Here is a 21,588-nt window from a genome sequence, read left to right on the forward strand (position 1 = left end):
CCTCTTCGGATGGCAGTCACCAGATACCTCCGAAAGGGCCCGCGCGTGGCCGTACGCCGGCTCCGGCGTACGGATTTCGAGGAGCTCGCCGTGCTGCGCAGGGAGAGCGCCGAGATGCTCCACCGCTGGCTGGGCGCTCGCGAGCTGACGGCGGAGGCGTTCGAACGGTCCCTGGAGCGGTTCGAGCAGCCCACCCACGAAGGCTTCGTGGTCTGCCGCCACGACACCGGCGCGATCGTGGGCGGCATCAACATCAACAACATCCTCGGAGGCAGCCTGCAGAGCGGTTCCCTCGGCTATACGTCATACGCTTCCACCACCGGGCGCGGCTACCTGACGGAGGGCCTGGGGCTCGTGATCGAGTTCGCCTTCGACGAGTTGGGGCTGCACCGGCTGGAGGCGAACATCCAGCCGGACAACACCCCTTCGCTCCGTCTCGTCAAGCGTCTGGGGTTCGAGCGCGAGGGCCTCTCCCCCGCCTTCCAGTTCATCAACGGCGAGTGGAGGGACCACGAGCGGTGGGCCATCACCGCCGAGACGGCACGCGACGGCTCCGCGCACGCCGGCTCCCCGCGGCGCTGAAGGTGTCCGGCTGCGGGGTCGGACAGAGGGGTCGTACTACCCTTCCAGCGTGACAAACCCCACCGATCCCCAGGACGGCGCAGGTCGTCCGGCCAATCAGGGGCGGCGGGTCGCGGCCCGTAACCGTGCCGCCCTGATCGCCGCCGCCCGCGAGGTCTTCGCCGAACAGGGCCTGGACGCCCCGCTGTCGGCCGTCGCGCGCCGCGCCGGGGTGGGGCAGGGCAGCCTCTACCGGCACTTCACCGACCGGATCGCGCTGGCCTCCGCCGTCCTGGACGAGAACGTCCAGCACATCGAACAGGCCGCCGACGAACCCGACGCGGGCCTGGCGAGCGTGCTGGGCGTGGTCACCTGGCACCTGACGCGCTCGACGGCGTTCGTCGATCTGCTGCGCATACGGGGAGCGCGGGGCGACGGCGAGCAGGCACGGGCGCTGGCCGGACGCGTGCACGGCGTCCTGTCCCGGTGCCTGCCCGCCGGGCACCGGCTGTCCGCCGACGACGTCATGCTCGCCGTCGCGATGGTGTCCGGGGCGGTCACCGGTCCCACCCCGGCCGAACGGGAGGATCGCGCTCTGGCGGCCTGGGGGCTGCTCGGCATCGAGGTGGGTCCGTTGCGGCCGGTGGAGACCGCGGTCGAGGGGTGACCGTCAGCCGCCGTTGGACTGGCGGATGCCCTTGCCGAGCGCGGTGAAGCCGAAGACGTGGCCGCCGTCGGGGCCGCTGACCGTCATGTAGGCCTTCGTTCCGCCGGGTTCGATGGCGACGTTGGTCGCCGACTCCAGGCCCTTGGCGGCCTTGGCCGGAATCTCGACGGTGGCCAGCCGTTCGCCCTCGGGGCTGTAGACGGCCATGGCGGGTCGGCCGTGCAGTGCCTGGTAGAGGTTGCCGTCGGCGTCGACGGCGATGGAGTCGGTCTGGGCCACCCCGGCGTCGACGTGGATGGCCTCGTGCTGGGAGGTCACGGTGGTTTTGTCCGCGTCGAGCAGCAGGTACGAGATGGTGTTCTCGGCCAGTTCGCTGATCCACAGGCCGTGCAGCCCGGGGTCGAACATCACCCCGTTGGGGTGGGCGAGCCCGTCGGCCAGGACGGTGGTCCGCTCGCCGTCGCGGTCGATGCGCACGATGCGGCCCTTGGCCTCGCCGGGTTTCATTCCGTGCAAGTCGCTGACGTAGAGGTTGCCCTCGTCGTCGAAGGCGATGTCGTCGAGGTTCGTGGCGGAGCCGTCGATCTCACCGGAGAAGAACGTGCGCGGGTCCGAGCCGTCCGGCTCGATGCTGACGACGGATCCGGTGTAGTCGGTGAGGTAGAGGCGGCCGTCGTGCGGGCTGATCTGCGCGGAGGTGTAGGCGCCGGTCTTGTCGGTGTAGACGCCCTCGCTCTTTCCGGTGGCCAGGTCGACGGAGATGACCTTGGGTTCACCTGCGGGCGCGGTGACGTCCACGACGTACAGGCCGCCGTCCTCGTCCAGGACCGGGCCCTCCAGCAGGGTTCTGCCGGTGGCCTGGTGAGGGTCGGTCACCTGCGTGATGTGGGTGGCGCGGATCGTCCTGCCCTCGCCGGACGGCGCGGGGCGCGAGGATGACGCGGCGGGGGTCTGGGTGCCGCATGCGGTCAGGGCGAGCAGGGCTCCTGCGGCCATCAGCGCCAGGGCGGCGCGGCGGCGGTGGGGTGTGCGGTGGGCGGGCATGTGGTGGGGTGCTCCTTCCCGTCGTCCGGGCGGCCCGGACGTGGTGGTGTGTCGTCAGGCCGCCGACCAGCCGCCGTCGGAGGGCAGGACGGCTCCGTTGAGGTTCACCGCGTCCTTGCTGAGCAGGAACGTGATCGAGGCGGCCAGTTCCTCGGCCATGGCCAGGCTGGGGATCGCCACGCGCATCTTCGCCGTGCGGGCCGAGCCGTAGGGGGCCGCGGCGGGCATCGGGATGCCGGTGGCGACCGCGCCGGGGGCAACGGCGTTGATCTGTACGCCCGTTCCCGCGTACTGGTAGGCCGACGACTTGGTGAGGCCGACCAGGGCGTGCTTCGAGGTCGTGTACGCGGCGCCCGCCGCCGAGCCGCGCAGGGCCGCCTCGGAGACGATGTTGACGATGCGGCCGCCGCCCGCGGCGAGCATGCCGGGCACGACGGCGCGCATCAGGCGCATGGGCCCATCGACGTTGACGCGCATCACGCGCTCCCAGATCGTGTCGTCGACTTCGTGCACGGCGGCGTCGTCGTCCATCACGCCCGCGACGTTGGCCAGGGCGTCCACGCGACCGCCCGCGGCGGCCAGAACGGCGTCGGCGGACGCGGGTGCGGTGATGTCCGCCGTGAGGGGCACGAGGGCCTCGCCCAGGTCGGCGGCCAGGGCCGCGAGGCCGTCGGCGGAGATGTCGACGGCGACCACGCGCCCGCCCTCGCGCACGACGCGGGAGGCCACGGCCTTGCCGATGCCGGAGGCGGCGCCCGTGACGACGACGTTCTGGCCGCCGAAGCGGCCGGGGGTGATCTGCTCGGTCCACGGCTCGGGGGCGCCGATCTCGACGCCCGTGTCGGGCTCGACGGCCTTGGCGGAGCCGGTGGGTGACGCCGTCGGCAGGCCATCGGGGAGCTGTCCGGTCTCGGCCGCGGTGGCCAGCACGTCCACCAGCTCCGGCGGGAACTTGCCCGCGGACATCTTCACCAACTGCTCCAGCGGCAGGCCGAGTGCGGGGGCGAGGGCTTCCTCGCTCTGCCCCTGGGAGGCGAGCAGGCCGCGCAGGACCTGCCCGGCGGTGGGTTCAGCCAGCCAGTCGCGCAGCGGAGAGGCGGGGGTGACGTTCGGCTTCGTCGGCATCGCGGGCCTTTCAAGTCGTGGCGCTCGGGCGGGACGCGGGGCGGCGGACCCCAACCGGACAACACTGTCCGGTTCCTGGGTTACGGTACCGGTGACCGTGCGGGACGCTCCAGCGAGGGCGCTGATCACGCCTGCGTCCTCGACGCGCCTGCCCCGCGAACCAGACGCCCCTCCCCCCACGAGAGGACCTCGCACCATGCCCCTGCCGCAGTGCGCCACACAGCCCACCCCGCAGGAAATCGTCGCCCTGCGCGAGCGCTACCGCCTCGAGCGGGAGCGCCGCGTGCGCCCCGAGGGGGCCGGCCAGTACCGGTCCGCGGAGGCGGAGTTCGGCTACTTCGCCGCCGACCCGTACGTGGGCGAAGTGCCGGATCGCGAGCCGCTGCACGACGTGGTGGACGTCGTGGTCGTCGGCGGCGGATTCGGCGGGATCCTGGCGGGCGCGCGACTGCGCCAGGAGGGCGTGGCGAAGGTGCGTGTCATCGAGAAGGGCGGTGACCTCGGCGGCACGTGGTACTGGAACCGCTACCCCGGCATCCACTGCGACATCGAGTCGCACGTCTATCTGCCGCTGCTCGACGAGACCGGATACGTGCCCGAGTGGAAGTACGCCCCGGGCGAGGAGATCCGCCGGCACGCGGTGCGTGTCGCCGAGCAGTTCGGCCTGTACGAGGACGCCCTGTTCTCCACCGCCGTCACCTCCCTGGCCTGGGACCGCACGGCTGAGCAGTGGGTGGTCACCACGGACCGGGGCGACGCGTTCCGGGCCACCTACGTCATCACCGCCACCGGCACGCTCTCCGAGCCCAAACTGCCCGGCATCCCCGGCATCGAGGACTACCGGGGCCACACCTTCCACACCTCGCGCTGGGACTACGGGTACACCGGCGGCACTCCCGAGGGCGGCATGACGGGCCTTACGGGCAAGCGGGTCGGGGTCGTCGGCACCGGCGCCACGGGTGTGCAGGTCATCCCGATGCTGGCCGAGGACGCCGGTCACCTGTACGTCTTCCAGCGCACCCCCTCGGCCGTGGACGTGCGGGGCCAGCAGCGCATGACGCCCCGGCAGGTCGGCGCGGACCGGCCGGGCTGGGCCGCCGAGCGCCGCGAGAACTTCCTGCGGATCTGCTCCGGGGAGGATGCCGAGCGGGACCTGGTCGCGGACCGCTGGACGGAGTCGGCCGCGCTGCTCGAAAAGCTCCTGCCCAGCTTCCGCCGCCACGGTGAGCCGGATTTCGAGGCGGCCTACGAGTTGGCCGACCACGCGACGATGAACGAGATCCGTGCGCGCGTGGCCGCCGAGGTCACCGACCCGGCCACCGCCGCGGCCCTCAGTCCCTGGTACCGCTACGCGTGCAAGCGCCCCACGTTCTCCGACAAGTACCTGCCCGCGTTCAACCTCGACAACGTCACCCTGGTGGACACGGCCGAGACCCATGGCATCGAGCGCATGACCGAGCACGGTGTCGTCGTGGGCGGGGTGGAGTACGAGGTCGACTGCCTGGTGTTCGCCACCGGGTTCTCCGTGGGTCTCTCCGGCATCACCTCCGGGAAGCTGCCCGTGACCGGGCGCGACGGCATCACGTTGCTGGACACGCTGAGGCAGCGGGGGCCGCGCAGCCTGCACGGCTTCACCAGCAGCGGGTTTCCCAACCTGATCCGGATGGGCTCGCTGCAGAACGCCAGCAGCGTGAACTTCACGCACATCCTGGACGAGCAGGCCGTGCACGCCGCCGCCCTGGTCGCCGCCGCACAGGCGAAGGGCGCCGTCGTGGAGCCCGCCCCCGAGGCCGAGGACGCCTGGACCGCTGTCTGCGCCGAGGGCGCCCCCGACCACGCGTGGTTCCACGCCGAGTGCACCCCCGGCTACTACAACGGTGAGGGCCGCGGCCGTCCGAACGGCCCGACGGCCTATCCGCACGGCGCTGTCGCCTTCCACGAGCTGCTGCGTCGCTGGCGCGGGGAGAACATGGGCGAGGCTCTTCAGGCCAAGGCCGCGCCCTCGTTCTGAATTCCCTGCGTTTGCCGGTCTCTCTTGATCGGCCTAATTTTGCGGCGAGTCAGCTTTTTCTCAGGCAAGGGGAGAAAAGCTTCATGGTGAAAGGCCTGCCGCACCGCACGCCCCGAAAGCCGCGGGGACCGGAGACGGAATCGACGCGCACATCGCGGTCGGCGACCGACCGTATGGCCCGCACGCTGCTGCGTCGCCGCAAGAAGGCGCTCAGTGCCGAGGACGTGATGGTCTCGGACCGGCCGAAGGTGCGGCGCGCGGTGACGGCTGCCGCGCTCGGCAACACCATGGAGTGGTTCGACTTCGGCGTCTACGCCTATTTGGCGGGCACGATCGGAAAAGTCTTCTTTCCGTCCAGCTCGCCCGGAGCCCAGGTAGTGGCCACCTTCGCCACGTTCGCCGCTGCCTTTCTCGTTCGCCCGCTGGGCGGCCTCGTCTTCGGGCCGCTCGGGGACCGCATCGGCCGGCAGAAGGTGCTCGCCGCCACCATGATCATGATGGCGGCGAGCACGTTCGCCGTGGGCCTGCTGCCCACGTACTCCTCGATCGGTTTCGCCGCCCCGCTGCTGCTCCTCGTATGCCGACTGGTCCAGGGGTTCTCCACGGGCGGCGAGTACGCCGGTGCCACCACCTACATCGCCGAGTACGCCCCCGACCAGCGGCGCGGTTTTCTGGGCAGCTGGCTCGACTTCGGGACCTTCGTGGGCTACTCCCTGGGCTCGGGTCTGGTGACGATCCTGACGCTGACCCTGGGCACGGACGGCCTGGAGAGCTGGGGGTGGCGCATCCCCTTCTTCATCGCCGGTCCGCTCGGGCTCATCGGCCTGTACATGCGGCTGAAGCTGGAGGAGACGCCCGCTTTCCAGCAGGAGGCCGCATCCGCCGCGGCGGAGCGGGACGCGGGTCCCGAGAGCGGCGAGGAAGACCCCGTCGAGCAGGCCCGCCAGTCCGGCAAGGGGCGGCTCAAGGAGATCTTCACCCGGCACTGGCAGGCAGTGCTGATCTGCATGGGTCTCGTGCTGCTCTACAACGTCACGAACTACATGGTGACCTCGTATCTGCCCACGTTCATGACGGTGACCCTGGGTGAGAGCGACACGACCGCCCAGCTCCTCGTGCTCGGCACCATGCTGCTGGTCGCGCTGGCCATCACCACGGTGGGCCGCAGCTCCGACCGGTGGGGCCGACGGCCCATGTTCATGGGCGGCAGCATCGCGCTGATCGCTCTCGCCATTCCGGCGTTCCTGCTGATCCGGGAGGGCGGCATCCTGCTGCCCGCGTTCGGCTGCGCCATCCTCGGTCTGCTGCTGGTCTGCTTCGCCGGAACCGCCGCGGCAACGCTCCCGGCCCTGTTCCCCACTCGTTTGCGCTACGGCGCGCTGTCGATCGCGTACAACATCTCCGTCTCCCTCTTCGGCGGCACGACCCCTCTGCTCGCCTCCTTCTTGGTCGACAAGACCGGCAATACCCTGGTGCCCGCCTTCTACCTGATGGTGGCCGGAGCGATCGGCCTGGTCGCGACGTTCTTCCTGCACGAGACCGCCGGACGGCCGCTGCGTGGCTCCGGGCCCATGGTCGAGACCGACGACGAGGCCCGCGAGATGGTGGCGCGCAGCCGCACGGAGGCGGGGCGGCACGCACGGGACGTATGGCTGCGGTTGTGGCATCCCCGTGGGGGCCGGAACGATTCCACGAGAGACCGCAAGCGCGGGGACTGATGCGTCGCCGGGTACGGAACAGGGTGGTTCGCCCGCCGAGTCGAGGGCATTCGGCGATGTATGACGATTCGTGATGAGCATGCTGGCTCGCCCGACATCGGCGAGATGGAACGAGGTACTCCACACCGCCTGGCCGCACGCAACGGGATGTGGAACCTGGCCTGGACCGCCCTGTGTGTCCTCCTCTCCGTCTGGTCGGTGGCCTGGGCCATCGGCGCGGCCAGGGGCAGCACCGACGCATGGGCGTACTGCTTCGCCGGTCTCGTGCTGCTCGCCTGCGCGCTGTGGGCCCGCCGCTCGGCGATCCGCAACAGTCCGCCGCGCCACCTGTGACGTCGGACGAGCCCCTAGCCTCCGGCCGGGGGCTCGTCGCCGTCGGGCGACGGGGTCCTGTCCTCGACCGACACCTCGAAGGTGTTGAGGAAATCGCAGATGAGCTGGTAGAAGCCCACCGTGATGACCAGGTCGGCGAGCTGGTTCACCGTCAGGAACGCCAGCAGCTCGTCGCGTGCGGCCTCATCGAGGGTGTGCCGGTCGAGGAGCCGGTCCGTGGCGGCGAGGACGGCGGCTTCGGGCGCGGAGAGTTTCCCGGCCTCGCCGGTCCTGGCGGCGTCCAGTGCCTCCTCCCCCAGCCCTACGTGACGAGCGGCCTTCTCATGGTGGTGGACCTCGTAGGCCGCTCCGTAGGCATGACCGATCCGCACTATGGCGAGTTCCCGCAGCGTGTCAGGAAGCGAATTGCGCTGGAGAATCGCGTCTCCGAGCCTGAGTACGCCCGGTGCGAGGACCGGTGAGTGCATCAGCATCCGGAAGACGTTGAGCGAGCCGTGAGCGGTCACGACCTCCTGTAGTTCCACGGGCAGGGTGGAGAGATCCGGATACTCCATGGCGTCTCCCATTCGCTTTCGCTCGAGCTGGTCGCGCGCTTGAGCCTAGGGGAGCCACAGGAGCGTCGGGTTGTCGTCCGGAGAGGAATTCCCGGGAACTCTTACTCACACCAGGTACTGGCGCCGCCCCGCCGTCAGAGGGCGGAGAACACCCGCTTCAACAGGTCCAAGGCCTCATCGGCCCAGCCCAGGGCGCTCAGGGACGACCCCAGATTCCCCGGCGGACGGTTGATCAGCGTGTCGTGGCGGATCAACCGGTCGAAGTCGACCAGCACCGGATCCTGGCGCGGGGTGCTGCCGTCCGGGCGGAAGAAGCTGACGCCCGCCAACCGCATCACGTTGATGAGTTCCTGGGCCAGGATCCCGTACCCGACCGTCGTGGGGTGCACGCCGTCCAGCGAGAACAGGCCCCCGTCGGTACGCCGTCCGTCCTGCGCCGCCAGGAAGTGGGAGTTGGGCGGCGGCGACAGCGCCCGCAGCGCCGACGGCAGCTGATAGGGCTGCCACCAGTCCGGACGCGCCAGTGGGTCCTCGGCGAACCTGCGCCAGGCCAGACGGTCCATCAGGCCGCTGGTCTCCAGCAGGTACCAGTCCTTGCCCTTGGTCCGGGCGGCGCGGACCGTCTCGGTGATCGCGTCGTTGTACGCGTCGATCGCCTCGTCCACCTGGCGCGCCTGCTCCGCGGTGATGTTCGGGTCCTTGCGGGCGTCGAAGTCCCGGTCCTTGATCCATGGGCGGGTGTAGTAGGGGAAGTACCGCGAGCCGGGCTGGACCTTGCCGGCCACGCCACGGGCTATCGGTGCGATCGTCACGTGGGGGACGGTGCACCAGATGACGTGGCGGGCCTTGATGGCGGCGACTTCCGCCGCCACCTTGCGCAGTTCGGACGTGAAGTGCTTCGGCCGCCAGACCGTGAAGCGCCGTTTGTCGTCCAGGCTGTCGAAGCCGGAGTCCTCGCTCCACACCACACGCAGATCGGTCACCGCCCGCAGCGCGTTGTTCGCGCCCAGGAACACGACCAGCGTCTCGATGCCGTGCTTCGCCCCGGTGCCCTCGATGTCCTTGCCCAGCTCAGCCGCGGCGCCCAACTGCGTCAGGGCCCCTGCCGTCCGAGGCCGGGTGGGCAGCACCCGCAGGGCCGCGCGCTCGCCGGCGTTCTGCACCAGCTGATTCACCAGGTCGTCCTTCGGCACGTCGATGCGCTTGCGGCACTCGTCCGCCGACTTCGACAGCGCGTCGCGCAGGTCCCACCCGAACACGGCGAGGTTGTGCATGATCGCCGTGGTCGACGGCGCGCTCCGGCCTGCACCCCGCTCCCAGTAGTCCTCCACCCGGTCCATGACACTGCGGGCCCGGAACAAGGCCAGTGGGGCCTCCCACCAGTCCACGGTCCGCCCGTAGCGGTCCTCCAGGTCGCGCAGGAACAGTTCGAGGTTGAAGGGCAGCCCGCCGAAGCCCCCGTAGAGGGGGTAGCGGAAGTTGGGCAGACATCCCATCTCGTGGGCGACGATCGCCGGGTACGACAGCGACGTGTTGAAGATCGCCGCGCTCTGGAAACCCTGCGTCAGGGAGTCCCCGATCGTGACCAGCCGGTGCCGTGGATCCCCCGCCCACTGCGTACTGACGTCGACCCCCACCTTGGGATCGGTTTCGGGTACCCGCGGCCCTTCACGACGTACGGAACCGGCCATGATTCCCCCTCTGGCACACCGCGGCCCGCCCACTGCGCCCTCGCGCGAGGCCTGTTCCTGCCTAGCAGAGCCCGCCCCTGGGCGGCACTTCGCCGACGAGAGATACGCAGAACTCGGTGCCGACCGGCTCCTGGCACCACCGGGCGGTGACCGTCCCCCCGCCTGGATGCGGTACGAAGTCTTCTGTGAACGAACAGATTCAGCCCGCGACCGTTCGCGTGTTCATCGCGCTCGCCCCGCCCGACGAGGCGAAACAGGAACTGGCCCGGGTGCTCGACCCCGCCTGTCGCGCGCATCCACGGATGCGGTGGAACCGCATCGAGGACTGGCACATCACCCTGGCGTTCCTCGGTGAGGTGCCTGCCTCGGTGGTGCCGCTCCTCCGTGCGCCGCTTGCTCGCCTCGCCGCCGCCCGGGCCCCTCTCACCCTGGCTCTGCGCGGCGGCGGGCACTTCGACGAGCGCGTGCTGTGGAGCGGGATCGACGGTGACCTCGACGAGCTGCGGCTGCTCGCCGCCGAGGTGCGTGCCGTCGTCGACGACTGCGGCCTCACGCATACGAACCGGCCGTTCCGCCCGCACCTCACGCTGGCCCGCGCCCGCAGGGACACCCCGTCGTGTGCGGTACAGGCCGCCGCCGGTCTCACCGAGTTCACCGGCCGCCCATGGCAGGCCGCTCGCCTGCACCTGGTCGCCAGTAACGTCGGCCGCGGCCCGGGGCCCATCCACTACCGCGATGTCGGCGCTTGGAGCTTCGGCGCCTGAGCGCCTAGCCGACCTGAGGGGCGTCGGCGGATGCCCGCAGGGCCGGAGGGCCGCCCTCCGGTGCCGTGTGGTGGCGCCGGTAGTGGCGAGCCGCGCGGGCCCGGTTGCCGCAGGAGGTCTTGCACCACTCCTGCCTGCCGTGGCTCTTGACGAAATAACGCACGCACCGGGGCGCCGTGCAGGCCCGCAGCTGCTCGCGCTGCGGGCCGCTCAGGAAGTCGACCGTGGCGCGGGCCAGGCTTGCCAGGAGGCCGATGTGCGGGTCGTCCTGCGCCGTCAGGAGCCGTGCGGCCGGGGCCTGGTCCTGGGGCCAGTCCAACTGCGGGGCAACCAGTTCCCGGGCGGCGATCGTGTTGAGGTGGGCCAGCGCTTGGTCTGCGGGCATCAGGTGACGGGCGTCCGCGGGGCTGGGCGGCGCGGGGCGCACCGCCCGCGCGAACAACGCCCGTACCGCCGACCGCAGTTCGATGATCTCCCGGCCGAGATCCTGATCCGCCGTGAGCTCCAGGGCCCGGACGTGGGCGGGCAACAGGCCGTCCTGCGCGCGAATCCAGCGGGTGACCTCCTCGGCCGTGGCCAGGTCGTCGGTGACGCCGCCGTCCCCGTCATGGCGGATCGTGCTCGCCAACTCCAGTGCCAGCCACCGCTCCACCGCTGGTCCCCCTCTTCTTCCGCTGCTACTTCCGCTACTTGATCACGTCTCCAGGCATACCCTAATATCCCTAACGGTAAATTCACCAACTTCCGTTAGGGATGTGTGGCGGGGCTCCCGCCACTTGGAGGAGACAGAGCGATGACAGCGTTGCTTGCCCACATCAGCGACCTGCACCTGGACGGCAGCGACAGGTCGACCCGGCGCGCCGAGCACGTCATGGATTATCTGCGCGCCCTGCCCCAACCGGTCGACGCCCTCCTGGTCACCGGGGACATCGCCGACCACGGCGCCGAGTCCGAGTACGAGGAGGCGGCCCGGATCCTGGCCGCGCCCTTCCCCGTCCTGACCTGCCCCGGCAACCACGACGCGCGCCCCGCCTACCGCAAGGCCCTGCTCGGCCTGACGCCCGACGACAGCCCTGTCAACGAGGTCCACCACATAGCCGGCGCCGCCATCCTGATGTGCGACTCCACCATCCCCGGCCGCGACGAAGGCAACCTCGACGCGGCGACACTCGCCTGGATCGACGCCACCCTCTCCGCACTGCCCGACGGCACCCCCGCGCTGATCGCCTTCCACCAGCCGCCCGTCGCGCTCCACCACCCGCTGCCCGACGCCTACCAGCTCCAGCGCCCCGAAGAGCTCGCCGCGCTGCTCGAAGCGCACCCGTGCGTAACCGCTGTGCTCACCGGCCATGCCCACACCGCGGCCGCCACCACGTTCGCCGCACGCCCCCTGATCGTCGGCCCAGCGATCACCTGGACCCTGCGCCTGCCCTGGGAAGGCGACCAGCCCGCCGACCGCGAGCAGCCCCCCGGCCTGGCCTTCCACATCCTGGACGACGACCACCGCCTGACCACCCACTACCGCGTCCTGCCCTGACCCGGGAGGCCGTCACCCGAACGCCGAGTGCCCCGCCCCCTGCATCACGGGGGCGGGGCGGCAGCGCTGCAGCCACAGCGCGGATGGAAGTGCCCAGACTATCGGCGGGCACTGACAACCGCGGGGCGCCTACGACTGCGGAGGCTTGTCCTGGTCCCTCCCGAACTGGTCCTTGAGCTTGTCCTGGGCGGTGTCGACCTGGCCGGAGTACTTGCCCTGGGTCTTCCCGTCGACGAAGTCACCCGCCTTGTCGATTCCCTGCCCGGCCTTGTCCTCGTGCCCCTTGAGCATCTGCTTCAGCTTGTCCATGACTGACATGGGCAACCGCCTCTCTGTGTCGCCCCCACCACCAGGCTCACACCGCGGGGCGTGATCCGCATCCGGTAACCCGTTCGCGCGCCCCCTGCTGCACCGGGCGAGGCGCCCCCTGAAGCTGAGGACGCGGGTGGCACACCGTACGGAATCGATTCGGAAGTAGGCGTTCATGGCGAAGGCGTATCTGGTGGGCAGCGGCATCGCGTCCCTGTCGGCGGCGGCGTTCCTGATCCGCGAGGGCGAATTCGCGGGCTCCGACATCGTCATCCTGGAGGAGCAGGACCGTGAGGGCGGGAGTCTGGACGCCTCCGGGTCGCCCGAGACCGGCTATACGATGCGCGGCGGCCGGATGTTCGAGATCCACTTCGAATGCACCTACGACCTGCTCGGTTCGATCCCCTCCCTCGACGATCCGTCGAAGTCGGTGACCGAGGACACCTTCGCCTTCCACGACGACTTCGCCTGGGACGACCACGCCCGGCTCGTCGACGCCTCGGGCAAAGTCATCGACTCGCACTCGATGGGCTTCTCCGAGCGTGACCGTCTCGAACTGGTCAAGTGCGTGGGCACTCCCGAGAAGCTCCTCGACGGCAAGCGCATCACCGACTGCTTCAGCCCGGAGTTCTTCCGTACGAACTTCTGGTGGATGTGGTGCACCACCTTCGCCTTCGAGCCGTGGCACAGCGCGATCGAGTTCCGCCGCTATCTCAACCGCTTCATCCATCTCTTCAAGACCTTCGACTCCATGTCGGGGATCTACCGGACCCGCTTCAACCAGTTCGACTCCATCGTGCGCCCGCTCCTGAAGTGGCTCACCGACCAGGGCGTGACGCTGCAACTCGGCACCACGGTCACCGACTTGACGCTGGCCGACGGTGACGCCCTCACCGTCGAGGCCCTCAGCTGCACGCGGGGCGGCAAGGCCGAGGAGATCACGCTCACCCCCGGCGACCTCGTCCTGGTCACCAACGGCTCGATGACGGCAGGATCGACCCTCGGGTCCACCGACACGGTGCCCGCCCTGGACACCTCGGGGCGCGACGGGGCCTGGCGCCTGTGGGAGACCCTGGCGGCCAAGCGGTCGGGATTCGGCAAGCCGGAGGTCTTCAACTCCTCAATTCCCGAGTCGACTTGGGAGTCCTTCACGGTGACGACCAAGGACCCCACCTTCTTCGAGCTGATGGAGAAGTACAGCGGCAGCGAGGCCGGCAAGGGCGGCCTGATCACCTTCAAGGACTCCAAGTGGCTGCTGACCATCGTCCTCAACCACCAGCCGCACTTCCACGACCAGCCCGAGGACACCTTCGTCTGGTGGGGCTACGCCCTGTTCCCCGACGAGGAGGGCGACTTCGTCCGCAAGCCGATGCGTGAGTGCACCGGCCGGGAGATCCTCGACGAGGTCCTGCACCACCTGCGCTTCGACGAGGGTCCGCGGATCCTGGACAACTCGATCGTGCTGCCCGCCCTGATGCCCTACATCACCAGCCAGTTCCTGGTGCGCGGCGCGGGCGACCGGGCGCCGGTCGTCCCGGAGGGCTCCACCAATCTCGCCTTCATCGGGCAGTACGCCGAAGTCCCCGACGACGTGGTGTTCACGGTCGAGTACTCGGTACGCACCGCCTGGACGGCCGTCGCGCAACTGCTCGGGCTCGACAAGCAGCCCCCGCCCGTCTACAAGGGCGGGCACGACCCCAAGGTGCTCGTCGAGGCGTTGCAGACGATGCACCGGCGCTGACCGCGCGTCCACGGGCGCTGTCGTCGCGGCTAGGCCGACTCGCGCACCACCAGTTCCGGCTCGAAGATCACTGAGGTGGGGTCGGTCCGTACGCCTTCCATCTGTTCCTGCAGCAGCCGGGCCATCTCCGCGCCCATCTCCTCGACCGGCTGCCGCACCGTGGTCAGCGGGGGCACGCAGGTGACCGCCACGCTCGAGTCGTCGAACCCGATCACGGCCACGTCCGCGGGCGCCTGCTTGCCCTGTTCCCGCAGGACCTGGCACGCCCCTTGTGCCATCAGGTCGTTGGCCGCGAACACCCCGTCGATGCCGGGGTGTTCGGCCAGCAGATGGCGCATCGCCTTCGCGCCGCTCTCCAGGGTGAACCCGCCCTCGGCGACGGGGATGTAGGGCTGCCCGCCCCGTTCCATGCCGTCCTGGAAACCGGCGAGGCGTTCTCGGCCCGCGGGGATGTCCAAGGGTCCCGAGATGGTCGCCACCTTTGTGCAGCCCCGGGCCAGCAGGTGCTCCGCGGCCAGCCTCGCCCCGTCCCGGTGCGCGAAGTCGACGAACGTGGCGTGGGCTCGCAGTGCGGGGCGCGCGAAGAACACCGCGGGCAGCCGTGCCTCGGCGAGCAGCGCCGGAAGCGGGTCCTTGGCGTGTGTCGAGACGACCAGGGCGCCGTCCGCGTTGCCCTGGCGCAGGTAGGTCAGGACCTGTTGGCGGGCGTCCTCGGTCTCGGCGAACATCAGCACCGGGTGCATGGCACGCGGGCGCAGGAATCCCACGATCCCGCTGACGGCCCGGCCGAAGAACGGGTCGGCGAACACCCGGGCGGCGAAGGCGTTCTGCGCGGTGTCGGAGTTGTCCCCGGCGCCCGAGACGACCAGCGCGATGGTGCCCGCGCGCTGGGTCACCAGGGAGCGTGCCGCCCGGTTGGGCGCGTAGCCGGTACGCTCGATGGCCGCGCGGACCACGTCCTGGATGGCGGGGGCGACATTGCGCACGCCGTTGACCACCCGGGAGACGGTGGCGCGCGAGACCCCCGCTTCGCGCGCCACGTCCTCCAGCGTCGGCATCTGTCTGTCCATCCGGGAACCCTAACGCTCCGCCCCCGGCCGTCATAGAGCGCTCTCCCGCGGCCACACGCCGGTTAGGGGCGGTTGTTTGACCTGCGTGCCACCCCCGTCACCTGCGTACCGTGGCCGTCAGGGGAAGATCCCCCGCGCTGCGCCCCGCGAGGATCTGCCAGTCGCCCGCTTCGGTGCGCCAGCGGCCCTCCCGCACGTCCCAGTGGCGCAGCATCCTGGCCGGCACCTCCACCGTTGCCGTCACGGTCTCCCCCGGCTCCGCACGCACCGCCGTGAAGCCCGCGAGCCAGCGGACCGGGCGCTCCACGGCGGAATCGGGCCGCGCGAGATAGACCTGCACCACCTCACGTCCGCGCCGTGCGCCCGTGTTGCGCAACCGGACCGCCACGGCCAGCGCCTCTCCCTTCGCGGCCGCGCCCGCGACGCGAAGGCGGTCGTAGCTCCACGTCGTGTAGCCCAGGCCGTGGCCGAACCAGTAGGCGGGCGTGCGGCCCGCCCGCAGCCAGGCCCGGTAGCCGATGTGCGGGCCCTCGTCGTAGGTGAGCGCACCGTCGTGCGGGCGGGTCTCCCTGACCGGCACGTCCGCCAGCGTGGCCGCCCAGGTGGTGGGCAGCCGGCCGCCCGGTTCGGCCTGCCCGAACAGGACGTCGGCGAGCCCGGCTCCAGCCTCCTGCCCGGGGAACCACGAGAGGAGCACCGCCCCGGCCTGTTCCCGCCAGGGCAGCTCCACGGGGCCGCCCGAGTTGACGACGACCACGGTGCGCGGGTTCACGGCGGCCACCGCGGCGACCAGTTCGTCCTGACGGCCGGGGAGCGTGAGCGAGGTGCGATCGTGCCCCTCGGACTCGCTGCCCTCGGTGGTGCCGACGACGATCACGGCCGCGTCCGCGTTCCGCGCGGCCTCGACCGCTTCGGCCAGGGCCTGTTCGGGGTCCGGCTCGGGCGCGGCGGCGGTCACGACGACGGCGCGCCCGGTGCCGGGTGCCAGTTCCCGGCGTGCCACGACGTGCGCGGGCTGACCGCCCGCCAGCCAGACCGAGGCGTGGCGGCGTGGCGGGTCCAGGTGAACGACCGCCGGGTCGTCGGTGTCGCGCGCGAACTCGCCTTCCACCAGCGGCTGGCCGTCCACGGCGAGGCCCATCCGGCCGTAGCCGCCCACTCCGAACGTCCACTTTCCGTCACTGGCCGGGCGCACCAGCGCGCTGATCTCGACGGTGTGCGCCAGCGGTGCCAGCGGAGGCTCCAACTGCCGTCCCGACAAGCGGTGTTCGGCAAAGAGCTCGTCTCCGGACGCCGTCAGGACCCGCATCAGCACGCCGGGCGCCCCGGTGAGGGGGTTCTCGCACCGTGCGGGATCCAGCGGCGGCGGCTGCCCGCCCAGGTCCGGGCCGGGGGCGTACAGCACCTGGGCCCGCCCGCGCAGGTGGGCCCGGATGCCGTCCAAGGGGGTGACCACTTCCGCCGGGAAGACCCCGGCGCTGCCTCCTCCCTGGAGCCGTGGGGCTCCGGCGTGCCGCCCGATGACCGCCACGCCGTGCAGCGCGGAGACGTCCAGGGGCAGGACGTCCTCGTTGCGCAGCAGGACGGTTCCGGCCGCCACGGCCCGGCGCAGCAGGCCGCGGGTGGTGGTGCCGGGCCATGCGCGCGGCGGGAGCCTGCGCCCGCCGCCGAGCGCGCCGACCCGGTCGGCCAGGGTGAGCAGGCGTACGACCTTGTCGTCGATCGCCTCCTCGGCGACGCTGCCGCCGCGGACCGCCGCCACCAGCGCCTCGCCCCACGGGCCTTGCGGGCCGGGCATCGCGAGGTCCTGGGCCGCCGCCGCGCTCTTCGCCGTCAGCCGCACGGCGCCCCAGTCGGAGACGACGGCCCCGTCGAATCCCCACTCTCCTTTCAGCGGTTCGGCCAACAGTTCGTTGGCGGTCATCGTCGTTCCGTTGACGCCGTTGTACGCGCTCATGACGAGCCACACACCCGCCGCGACGGCGGCTTCGAACGGGGCCAGATACACCTCGCGCAGCGTCCGTTCGTCCACCCTTACGTCCAGGGTGAGCCGCTCGGTCTCCGAGTCGTTCGCCACGTAGTGCTTGGCCGTCGCGGCGACCCCGTGGGCCTGGATGCCGCGGATCAGGGCGACTCCGGTGCGCGCGACCAGTTCCGGGTCCTCGGCAAGGCACTCGAAGTGGCGCCCTCCGAGCGGGCTGCGATGGAGGTTCAAGGTGGGCGCGAGGACCGCGTGCACCCCCTTGCGCAAAGCCTCGAAAGCCAGCAGCTCGCCCAGTTGGCCCGCCAGACTCTCGTCCCAGAGCGAACCGAGCGCCGAGGCGGAGGGCAGGAGCAGTGACGGTCGGCGCTCGTTCCACTCCTCCCCCCGCACACCGGCGGGACCGTCCGAGAAGACCATCTCCCGTAGCCCCACGGCCGGTTCGGCCCGGCTGCGCCACACCGTGGCGCCGGTCAGCAGACCCACCTTCCGCGCCAGGTCCAGCGTGCCCACCAGCTTCAGCAACTCGTCGCGCGTCATTCGTTGCTCCTCCTGCCCCCGATGGGAAGCGGCCCCGGCGTCAGATCACTTGTAGACGCCGAATTCGTAGAGCGAGTAGCCGTATCCGGTGCCTCGCTCCGTGCCGTTGACCCGCACGTAGCGGCCCGAGCCGCTCACGTCGAAGTCGTCGACGCCGCCGTTGCCGCCGCGCACCTCGCGCACGGTCTTCCAGTTCTGTCCGTCGTCCGAGGTCTGGATCGTGTACGTCTTCGCGTACGACGTCTCCCAGTTGAGCTGGACGTGCTTGAAGGAGGTGGTGGATCCGAGGTCGACCTGGAGCCACTGCGGATCGCTCCAGTCGCTGGCCCACCGTGTGCCCTGCTTGCCGTCGACCGCGTTGCTCGCGGTGCACGGGCAGTCGCCGCTGCCGGGCTGGAAGGACGAAGCGGTCGCGGGCTTGCCCAGGGCGATGTTCGTGCCGTCGACCGGCGGTACGACCACGCGCACGGAGCGTGTCTCGATCCCGACGTTGCCCTTGCCGTCGGTGACCTTGACGTAGATCTTCCAGACGCCGGGCTTGTCCGGGGCCGTGACCTTCAGACGGCCCGAGCCCTGGCTGGTGGCGGCCAGCGGGGTGAGGTCCTTGTTCTTGTCGATGTACATGCTGTTGGCGAGCACCTCGTAGGAGAACGCGTCGCCGTCGGGATCGCTGACCTTGGTCGTGAGGGTGAGCGGGCCGCCCGCGGGTATCTTGCCCGCGTCGCCGTCGACACCCAGCTCGGAGATGACCGGCGGAGTGTTGTCACCGGCGGTGCTGCCCTTGTAGGCCTTCTTCACCGCGTAGTACGAGAGTCTCTTCTGACCCGCGGGGAGCAGGTTGAACCAGACGCCGCCGAAGTCGTACTCCGTGCCGTAGTGGAACATGGTGGCGCCCAGCGCGACGCCCCGGTGGCCGGTGACGCAGTTCCAGGCCTTGGTGTAGCCGGCCGCCTTCGCCTGGTCGGTGGGCTCCTGCGGAACCCCGTTGGCATCGTCCGGGACCTCCCACTCGCCCGCGGGCCCGGATTCGGTGACGATGTAGGGCTTGGTGTACCCGCCCTTCTCCCAGTCGGTCTTGATGTCGCACGCGGCGTTGTAGGAGTTGACCGCGTAGAGGTCGAGGTCGGGGGCGTTCTTCTTGTAGTAGGGCCAGGCCCCGGTCCAGGCGTCGGTGGAGGTCACGGGGTGGTTGGGGTCCACGGCGTGAATCTTCTTGGCGACGTCGTTGACGAAGGTGGTGTAGGCGTTGCGCTGCTTCTCCAGTTCGTCTCCGGCGAAGCAGTTCTGCAGGCCGAGCACCGACTCGTTGCCTACGTTCCACATCAGGACACCGGGGTTGTCCTTGTAGGTGTCCACCCACTTGGGGAACTCGTCGAGCATCTTGTTCTTGTACGCCGTGTCCGTCAGGTAGTTGACGCAGCCGCCGCTTCCCGGGCCGCCGCCGGGCTGGAGCCAGAAGCCCGCGACGACCTTGATGCCGTGGGCGGCGGCGGAGTCGAACAGCGGCTTGCTGGAGGCGTCGGTGCCCCAGGTCCGGATGGTGTTGACGCCCATGGATCGCAGGTCGGGCAGGTACTTGTCGGCGTCGGCCACCGAAGGCCCCCAGGTCAGGCCCTTGACCTGGTAGGGCGAGCCGTCGACGGTGAGTTGCCAGTTGCCTTGCGAACCGGTCACCTTCACGACGCTGCCGGCCGCGTGCGCCTGCTGCGCGGGGAGCGCGAGCGCGCCGGCCACGAGCAGGCCCGCGATGGCGGGGGCCACGATGGTGCGTGGGGAGAGAGCGGTACCAGGTCTGCGCATGGGGGTCTCCTGGGCGAGGGGGATGGGGAGGGAGGGAAGGCGCGGGGGTGGGGCCGGGCGCGGGTACCTGTGAAGGGCAGGGCCGAACAGAACACCGCTGCCCTTCACAGGCCTCGGTCACGGCAGTTCGTAGTTCTCGTCCAGCGCCGCGCCCGCTTCGGGGTGCGTCTGGTCATAGCCGCGCGGGTCGCATTGCAGGCCGCCGACGATGCAGTGGTCCACCAGCGCCTTCTGCGTCGCGTCGTCCCACGCGTTGAAGAAGTCGTAGTGGAAGGAGTGGCTCGCGCCGCTCGCCAATCGGGCCTTCGAGAGATCCCCGTTGACGGGGAACGCCATCTTGAACTCGATCATCGGCAGGGCGACGGGGTGGCTCGTCGGGCAGACGTTGTCGTTCGTGCCGTTCTTGACCACCGGGTAGGACATGTGACTCTGGTGGTCGGGGGCGTCGAGCGACTTGCCGTCCCAGCAACTGGGCGCCTGGAAGCGGATGTTGAGCTGGGTGTCCGCCGTGGTGGGGCAGTCCTTGGGGAACTCCACGTTGAAGTAGCTGGTGCCGCACTCCCACCCTTCGACGAAGCCGGGGTGGTCGCGGAACTGCTTCGCGGTCTGCATCGGGCTGCCGACGACGAACCTGAGCCCCTTGGGGAACGGCCGCACGCTCGTGTAGTCGGTGACCCCGGCCTTGTAGTAGATCGTCTGGTCCCCCAGGGGACGGATCTCCTTGTCGCCGTTGTACAGCGTGGGCATCCAGTACGCCGACTTGTCGCCGGGGGCCAGACACTTGGTGGAGCCGGCGTCCAGCGACGCCGTGGTGCTGTTGGCGTTCGTGGTGGTGTTGCCCATGAACGTGTGGTCGTGCGACTTGCCGGGCTGCCCGGGGTAGACGATGGGGTCGTCGGGGGCGGTGTGGTTCACCGAGCAGTGCGCCTGGAACTCGTGGAAGTAGCGGTGCGGCGGCTGCTCGGCCGCCGGTTGGGCGCCGGTGACGCGCTTGGTCGCCGGGATGTAGCCGTCCTCGTCGGTGTCCTCCGCCGAGGCGCGGGTGGATGCGGCCATGGTGTGGCCCGCGTGCGATGTCGCGGCCTTCGACGTCCGGGACTCGGACGCGTGGTCGGCGCTCACCGCGATGCCGCCGATGCCGAGTGAGCTCACTATCAGGGCGCCGGCGATCAGCGCTCCTGAGATCGTTCTCGATCTCCGTGCCATGGAGACCTCCTGCCACATGGAGAGGGATGTGGGGACCGGCCTGCCGCGAGCCGTGGCCGTGCGCTCCCGGAAACCGGGTGGGGACATGGATGGCCGCGGGCACACCAATCGGCCGCCCCTGGTCACCTGTTGCGGAGCGCCCGTACGGCGATGGAGCCGGGAGAGCGCTCTCCCGGAGTGTTCCCACCGTGACACGAGCGTGTCAAGAGTGGGTGAACGAATGCGTGCCGATGGGTGCGGCGCGACGGCACGCAAATGATGTACGAGGCCGGCCGATCCCCTGTTCACGCGGGGCCGTGGATCACAACTTACGTGTGGTCAGGGGTGGTTGGGGGCTCGGTGGTCGTGCCGTCGAGCGTCTCGACCGCTGCTCGGCACCGCTCGGCGGCAACTTCACGAGGTGAGTCACGAGCGTTGACGTCTCGGGCGGCGGCGTGGAGGATGCGGCACGGGAGAGCGCTCTCCACGCCTCCCGTAGGGGCACCGTCGATGCGTTGCCGCGAACGTCCGTGATCAGCCGTCAGCCGCCGTCCAGCCAGCCGTCAGCCGCCGTCGCAGGTGAGGTCGGTGGGCCGCATGTAGCCGAGCTTCTGGCCGTTGTCGGTGCGCGAGACCTGCCACAGGGCGTCCGCGCCCTGGCGGGTGCCGTTCACCGGGGTGCCCGGGTCGAGGTAGCCGACGATCTCGGTCCACGGGTTGTCCCCGGCGTAGATCGGGGCATCGGCGTGGGTGGCGAAGCACGTGCCGCCTGCTGCCGCGGTGCCGCCGAGCACCGGGAGGGACAGCAGGCTCAGTGCGAGCACGGCCGCCAGTCGGGTCGCGCTCTTGCGGGCCTGTCGGGTACGGGACATGGGTGACCTCTAGGTGCGGGCGAGCGCTCCACGTGTTCTTCAGGGCGGGGTGGCGGACGACGACGCGGGGCCGGGACGCGTACGT

At 70.5% G+C, this 21,588-nt stretch carries 19 protein-coding genes; 8 read left to right on the forward strand and 11 right to left on the reverse strand.

The annotated features are described in order from the left end of the window. Positions 1–9 precede the first annotated feature (9 nt). Positions 10–582: a GNAT family N-acetyltransferase gene (locus ACFUPX_RS22305; RefSeq protein WP_383325160.1), complete on the forward strand. Its 573-nt coding sequence runs from the start codon at positions 10–12 to the stop codon at positions 580–582. 49 nt (positions 583–631) lie between these two features. Then, positions 632–1,228, forward strand: coding sequence for a TetR/AcrR family transcriptional regulator (locus tag ACFUPX_RS22310; RefSeq protein WP_383325163.1), 597 nt, complete (start codon positions 632–634; stop codon positions 1,226–1,228). 3 nt (positions 1,229–1,231) lie between these two features. Here the strand turns inward: ACFUPX_RS22310 and ACFUPX_RS22315 are convergent, their stop codons facing one another. Both ACFUPX_RS22315 and ACFUPX_RS22320 read right to left on the reverse strand, forming a co-directional pair. Further along, on the reverse strand, positions 1,232–2,272 hold the full coding sequence (locus ACFUPX_RS22315; protein ID WP_383325166.1) for an SMP-30/gluconolactonase/LRE family protein: 1,041 nt from the start codon (positions 2,270–2,272) through the stop codon (positions 1,232–1,234). A 54-nt stretch (positions 2,273–2,326) separates the two neighbouring features. Then, entirely contained in the window at positions 2,327–3,397 is a 1,071-nt protein-coding gene (locus ACFUPX_RS22320) for an SDR family NAD(P)-dependent oxidoreductase (protein WP_383325169.1), read from the reverse strand. A gap of 196 nt (positions 3,398–3,593) precedes the next feature. Between ACFUPX_RS22320 and ACFUPX_RS22325 the strand changes: the two genes are divergently transcribed. The 3 genes from ACFUPX_RS22325 to ACFUPX_RS22335 all read left to right on the forward strand — a co-directional run bounded on the left by ACFUPX_RS22325 (position 3,594) and on the right by ACFUPX_RS22335 (position 7,459). Next, a complete protein-coding gene (locus ACFUPX_RS22325; protein WP_383325171.1) occupies positions 3,594–5,408 on the forward strand; it encodes a flavin-containing monooxygenase in 1,815 nt (604 codons plus the stop codon). A gap of 173 nt (positions 5,409–5,581) precedes the next feature. After that, a complete protein-coding gene (gene proP, locus ACFUPX_RS22330) occupies positions 5,582–7,126 on the forward strand; it encodes a glycine betaine/L-proline transporter ProP (protein WP_383325213.1) in 1,545 nt (514 codons plus the stop codon). Positions 7,127–7,186: 60 nt separating this feature from the next. Then, a complete protein-coding gene (locus tag ACFUPX_RS22335) occupies positions 7,187–7,459 on the forward strand; it encodes a hypothetical protein (protein WP_383325174.1) in 273 nt (90 codons plus the stop codon). Positions 7,460–7,473: 14 nt separating this feature from the next. On the opposite strand, the gene ACFUPX_RS22340 is transcribed toward ACFUPX_RS22335, so the two are convergent. Together ACFUPX_RS22340 and ACFUPX_RS22345 are read right to left on the reverse strand one after the other, a co-directional pair. Further along, on the reverse strand, positions 7,474–8,013 hold the full coding sequence (locus ACFUPX_RS22340; protein WP_383325177.1) for a carboxymuconolactone decarboxylase family protein: 540 nt from the start codon (positions 8,011–8,013) through the stop codon (positions 7,474–7,476). A 134-nt stretch (positions 8,014–8,147) separates the two neighbouring features. Further along, on the reverse strand, positions 8,148–9,704 hold the full coding sequence (locus ACFUPX_RS22345; protein WP_383325179.1) for a hypothetical protein: 1,557 nt from the start codon (positions 9,702–9,704) through the stop codon (positions 8,148–8,150). 185 nt (positions 9,705–9,889) lie between these two features. On the opposite strand from ACFUPX_RS22345, the gene thpR reads away from it, so the two are divergent. After that, on the forward strand, positions 9,890–10,468 hold the full coding sequence (thpR, locus tag ACFUPX_RS22350; protein WP_383325182.1) for an RNA 2',3'-cyclic phosphodiesterase: 579 nt from the start codon (positions 9,890–9,892) through the stop codon (positions 10,466–10,468). Between the two features lie 4 nt (positions 10,469–10,472). On the opposite strand, the gene ACFUPX_RS22355 is transcribed toward thpR, so the two are convergent. Continuing rightward, positions 10,473–11,120, reverse strand: a complete 648-nt coding sequence (locus ACFUPX_RS22355) for a CGNR zinc finger domain-containing protein (RefSeq protein ID WP_383325185.1) — start codon at positions 11,118–11,120, stop codon at positions 10,473–10,475. A 141-nt stretch (positions 11,121–11,261) separates the two neighbouring features. Between ACFUPX_RS22355 and ACFUPX_RS22360 the strand changes: the two genes are divergently transcribed. Then, on the forward strand, positions 11,262–12,005 hold the full coding sequence (locus tag ACFUPX_RS22360; RefSeq protein ID WP_383325188.1) for a metallophosphoesterase: 744 nt from the start codon (positions 11,262–11,264) through the stop codon (positions 12,003–12,005). Between the two features lie 129 nt (positions 12,006–12,134). Here the strand turns inward: ACFUPX_RS22360 and ACFUPX_RS22365 are convergent, their stop codons facing one another. Then, positions 12,135–12,323: an antitoxin gene (locus ACFUPX_RS22365; RefSeq protein ID WP_383325190.1), complete on the reverse strand. Its 189-nt coding sequence runs from the start codon at positions 12,321–12,323 to the stop codon at positions 12,135–12,137. A 166-nt stretch (positions 12,324–12,489) separates the two neighbouring features. Here ACFUPX_RS22365 and ACFUPX_RS22370 point away from each other — a divergent pair, with 166 nt between their 5' ends. Further along, the gene (locus ACFUPX_RS22370) at positions 12,490–14,055 is read left to right on the forward strand and encodes an oleate hydratase (protein ID WP_383325193.1); all 1,566 of its coding nucleotides are present in this window, start codon (positions 12,490–12,492) and stop codon (positions 14,053–14,055) included. Positions 14,056–14,084: 29 nt separating this feature from the next. Here the strand turns inward: ACFUPX_RS22370 and ACFUPX_RS22375 are convergent, their stop codons facing one another. The 5 genes from ACFUPX_RS22375 to ACFUPX_RS22395 all read right to left on the reverse strand — a co-directional run bounded on the left by ACFUPX_RS22375 (position 14,085) and on the right by ACFUPX_RS22395 (position 21,503). Continuing rightward, complete coding sequence (locus ACFUPX_RS22375; RefSeq protein WP_383325196.1) at positions 14,085–15,125, reverse strand: LacI family DNA-binding transcriptional regulator; 1,041 nt, start codon at positions 15,123–15,125, stop codon at positions 14,085–14,087. A 97-nt stretch (positions 15,126–15,222) separates the two neighbouring features. Continuing rightward, positions 15,223–17,646, reverse strand: a complete 2,424-nt coding sequence (locus tag ACFUPX_RS22380; protein WP_383325198.1) for a glycoside hydrolase family 3 C-terminal domain-containing protein — start codon at positions 17,644–17,646, stop codon at positions 15,223–15,225. Between the two features lie 45 nt (positions 17,647–17,691). Next, positions 17,692–19,446, reverse strand: coding sequence for a discoidin domain-containing protein (locus tag ACFUPX_RS22385; RefSeq protein ID WP_383325201.1), 1,755 nt, complete (start codon positions 19,444–19,446; stop codon positions 17,692–17,694). 117 nt (positions 19,447–19,563) lie between these two features. Next, complete coding sequence (locus ACFUPX_RS22390; protein WP_383325204.1) at positions 19,564–20,652, reverse strand: DUF1996 domain-containing protein; 1,089 nt, start codon at positions 20,650–20,652, stop codon at positions 19,564–19,566. A gap of 542 nt (positions 20,653–21,194) precedes the next feature. Next, positions 21,195–21,503 carry a hypothetical protein gene (locus ACFUPX_RS22395; RefSeq protein WP_383325207.1) on the reverse strand — a complete coding sequence of 103 codons (309 nt, stop codon included), beginning with the start codon at positions 21,501–21,503 and terminating at the stop codon, positions 21,195–21,197. Positions 21,504–21,588 lie beyond the last annotated feature (85 nt).

It is taken from the genome of Streptomyces sp. NPDC057302, from assembly GCF_042667685.1.
In the GTDB taxonomy this organism is placed as follows: domain Bacteria; phylum Actinomycetota; class Actinomycetes; order Streptomycetales; family Streptomycetaceae; genus Streptomyces.

Bases quoted from the DNA above. Each gene is read 5' to 3' on its own strand.
- ACFUPX_RS22305 (WP_383325160.1), top strand. From the start codon at position 10: ATGGCAGTCACCAGATACCTCCGAAAGGGCCCGCGCGTGGCCGTACGC.
- ACFUPX_RS22315 (WP_383325166.1), bottom strand. From the start codon at position 2,272: ATGCCCGCCCACCGCACACCCCACCGCCGCCGCGCCGCCCTGGCGCTG.
- ACFUPX_RS22320 (WP_383325169.1), bottom strand. From the start codon at position 3,397: ATGCCGACGAAGCCGAACGTCACCCCCGCCTCTCCGCTGCGCGACTGG.
- ACFUPX_RS22325 (WP_383325171.1), top strand. From the start codon at position 3,594: ATGCCCCTGCCGCAGTGCGCCACACAGCCCACCCCGCAGGAAATCGTC.
- proP (WP_383325213.1), top strand. From the start codon at position 5,582: ATGGCCCGCACGCTGCTGCGTCGCCGCAAGAAGGCGCTCAGTGCCGAG.
- ACFUPX_RS22335 (WP_383325174.1), top strand. From the start codon at position 7,187: ATGACGATTCGTGATGAGCATGCTGGCTCGCCCGACATCGGCGAGATG.
- ACFUPX_RS22340 (WP_383325177.1), bottom strand. From the start codon at position 8,013: ATGGAGTATCCGGATCTCTCCACCCTGCCCGTGGAACTACAGGAGGTC.
- ACFUPX_RS22345 (WP_383325179.1), bottom strand. From the start codon at position 9,704: ATGGCCGGTTCCGTACGTCGTGAAGGGCCGCGGGTACCCGAAACCGAT.
- ACFUPX_RS22360 (WP_383325188.1), top strand. From the start codon at position 11,262: ATGACAGCGTTGCTTGCCCACATCAGCGACCTGCACCTGGACGGCAGC.
- ACFUPX_RS22365 (WP_383325190.1), bottom strand. From the start codon at position 12,323: ATGTCAGTCATGGACAAGCTGAAGCAGATGCTCAAGGGGCACGAGGAC.
- ACFUPX_RS22370 (WP_383325193.1), top strand. From the start codon at position 12,490: ATGGCGAAGGCGTATCTGGTGGGCAGCGGCATCGCGTCCCTGTCGGCG.
- ACFUPX_RS22375 (WP_383325196.1), bottom strand. From the start codon at position 15,125: ATGGACAGACAGATGCCGACGCTGGAGGACGTGGCGCGCGAAGCGGGG.
- ACFUPX_RS22380 (WP_383325198.1), bottom strand. From the start codon at position 17,646: ATGACGCGCGACGAGTTGCTGAAGCTGGTGGGCACGCTGGACCTGGCG.
- ACFUPX_RS22385 (WP_383325201.1), bottom strand. From the start codon at position 19,446: ATGCGCAGACCTGGTACCGCTCTCTCCCCACGCACCATCGTGGCCCCC.
- ACFUPX_RS22390 (WP_383325204.1), bottom strand. From the start codon at position 20,652: ATGGCACGGAGATCGAGAACGATCTCAGGAGCGCTGATCGCCGGCGCC.
- ACFUPX_RS22395 (WP_383325207.1), bottom strand. From the start codon at position 21,503: ATGTCCCGTACCCGACAGGCCCGCAAGAGCGCGACCCGACTGGCGGCC.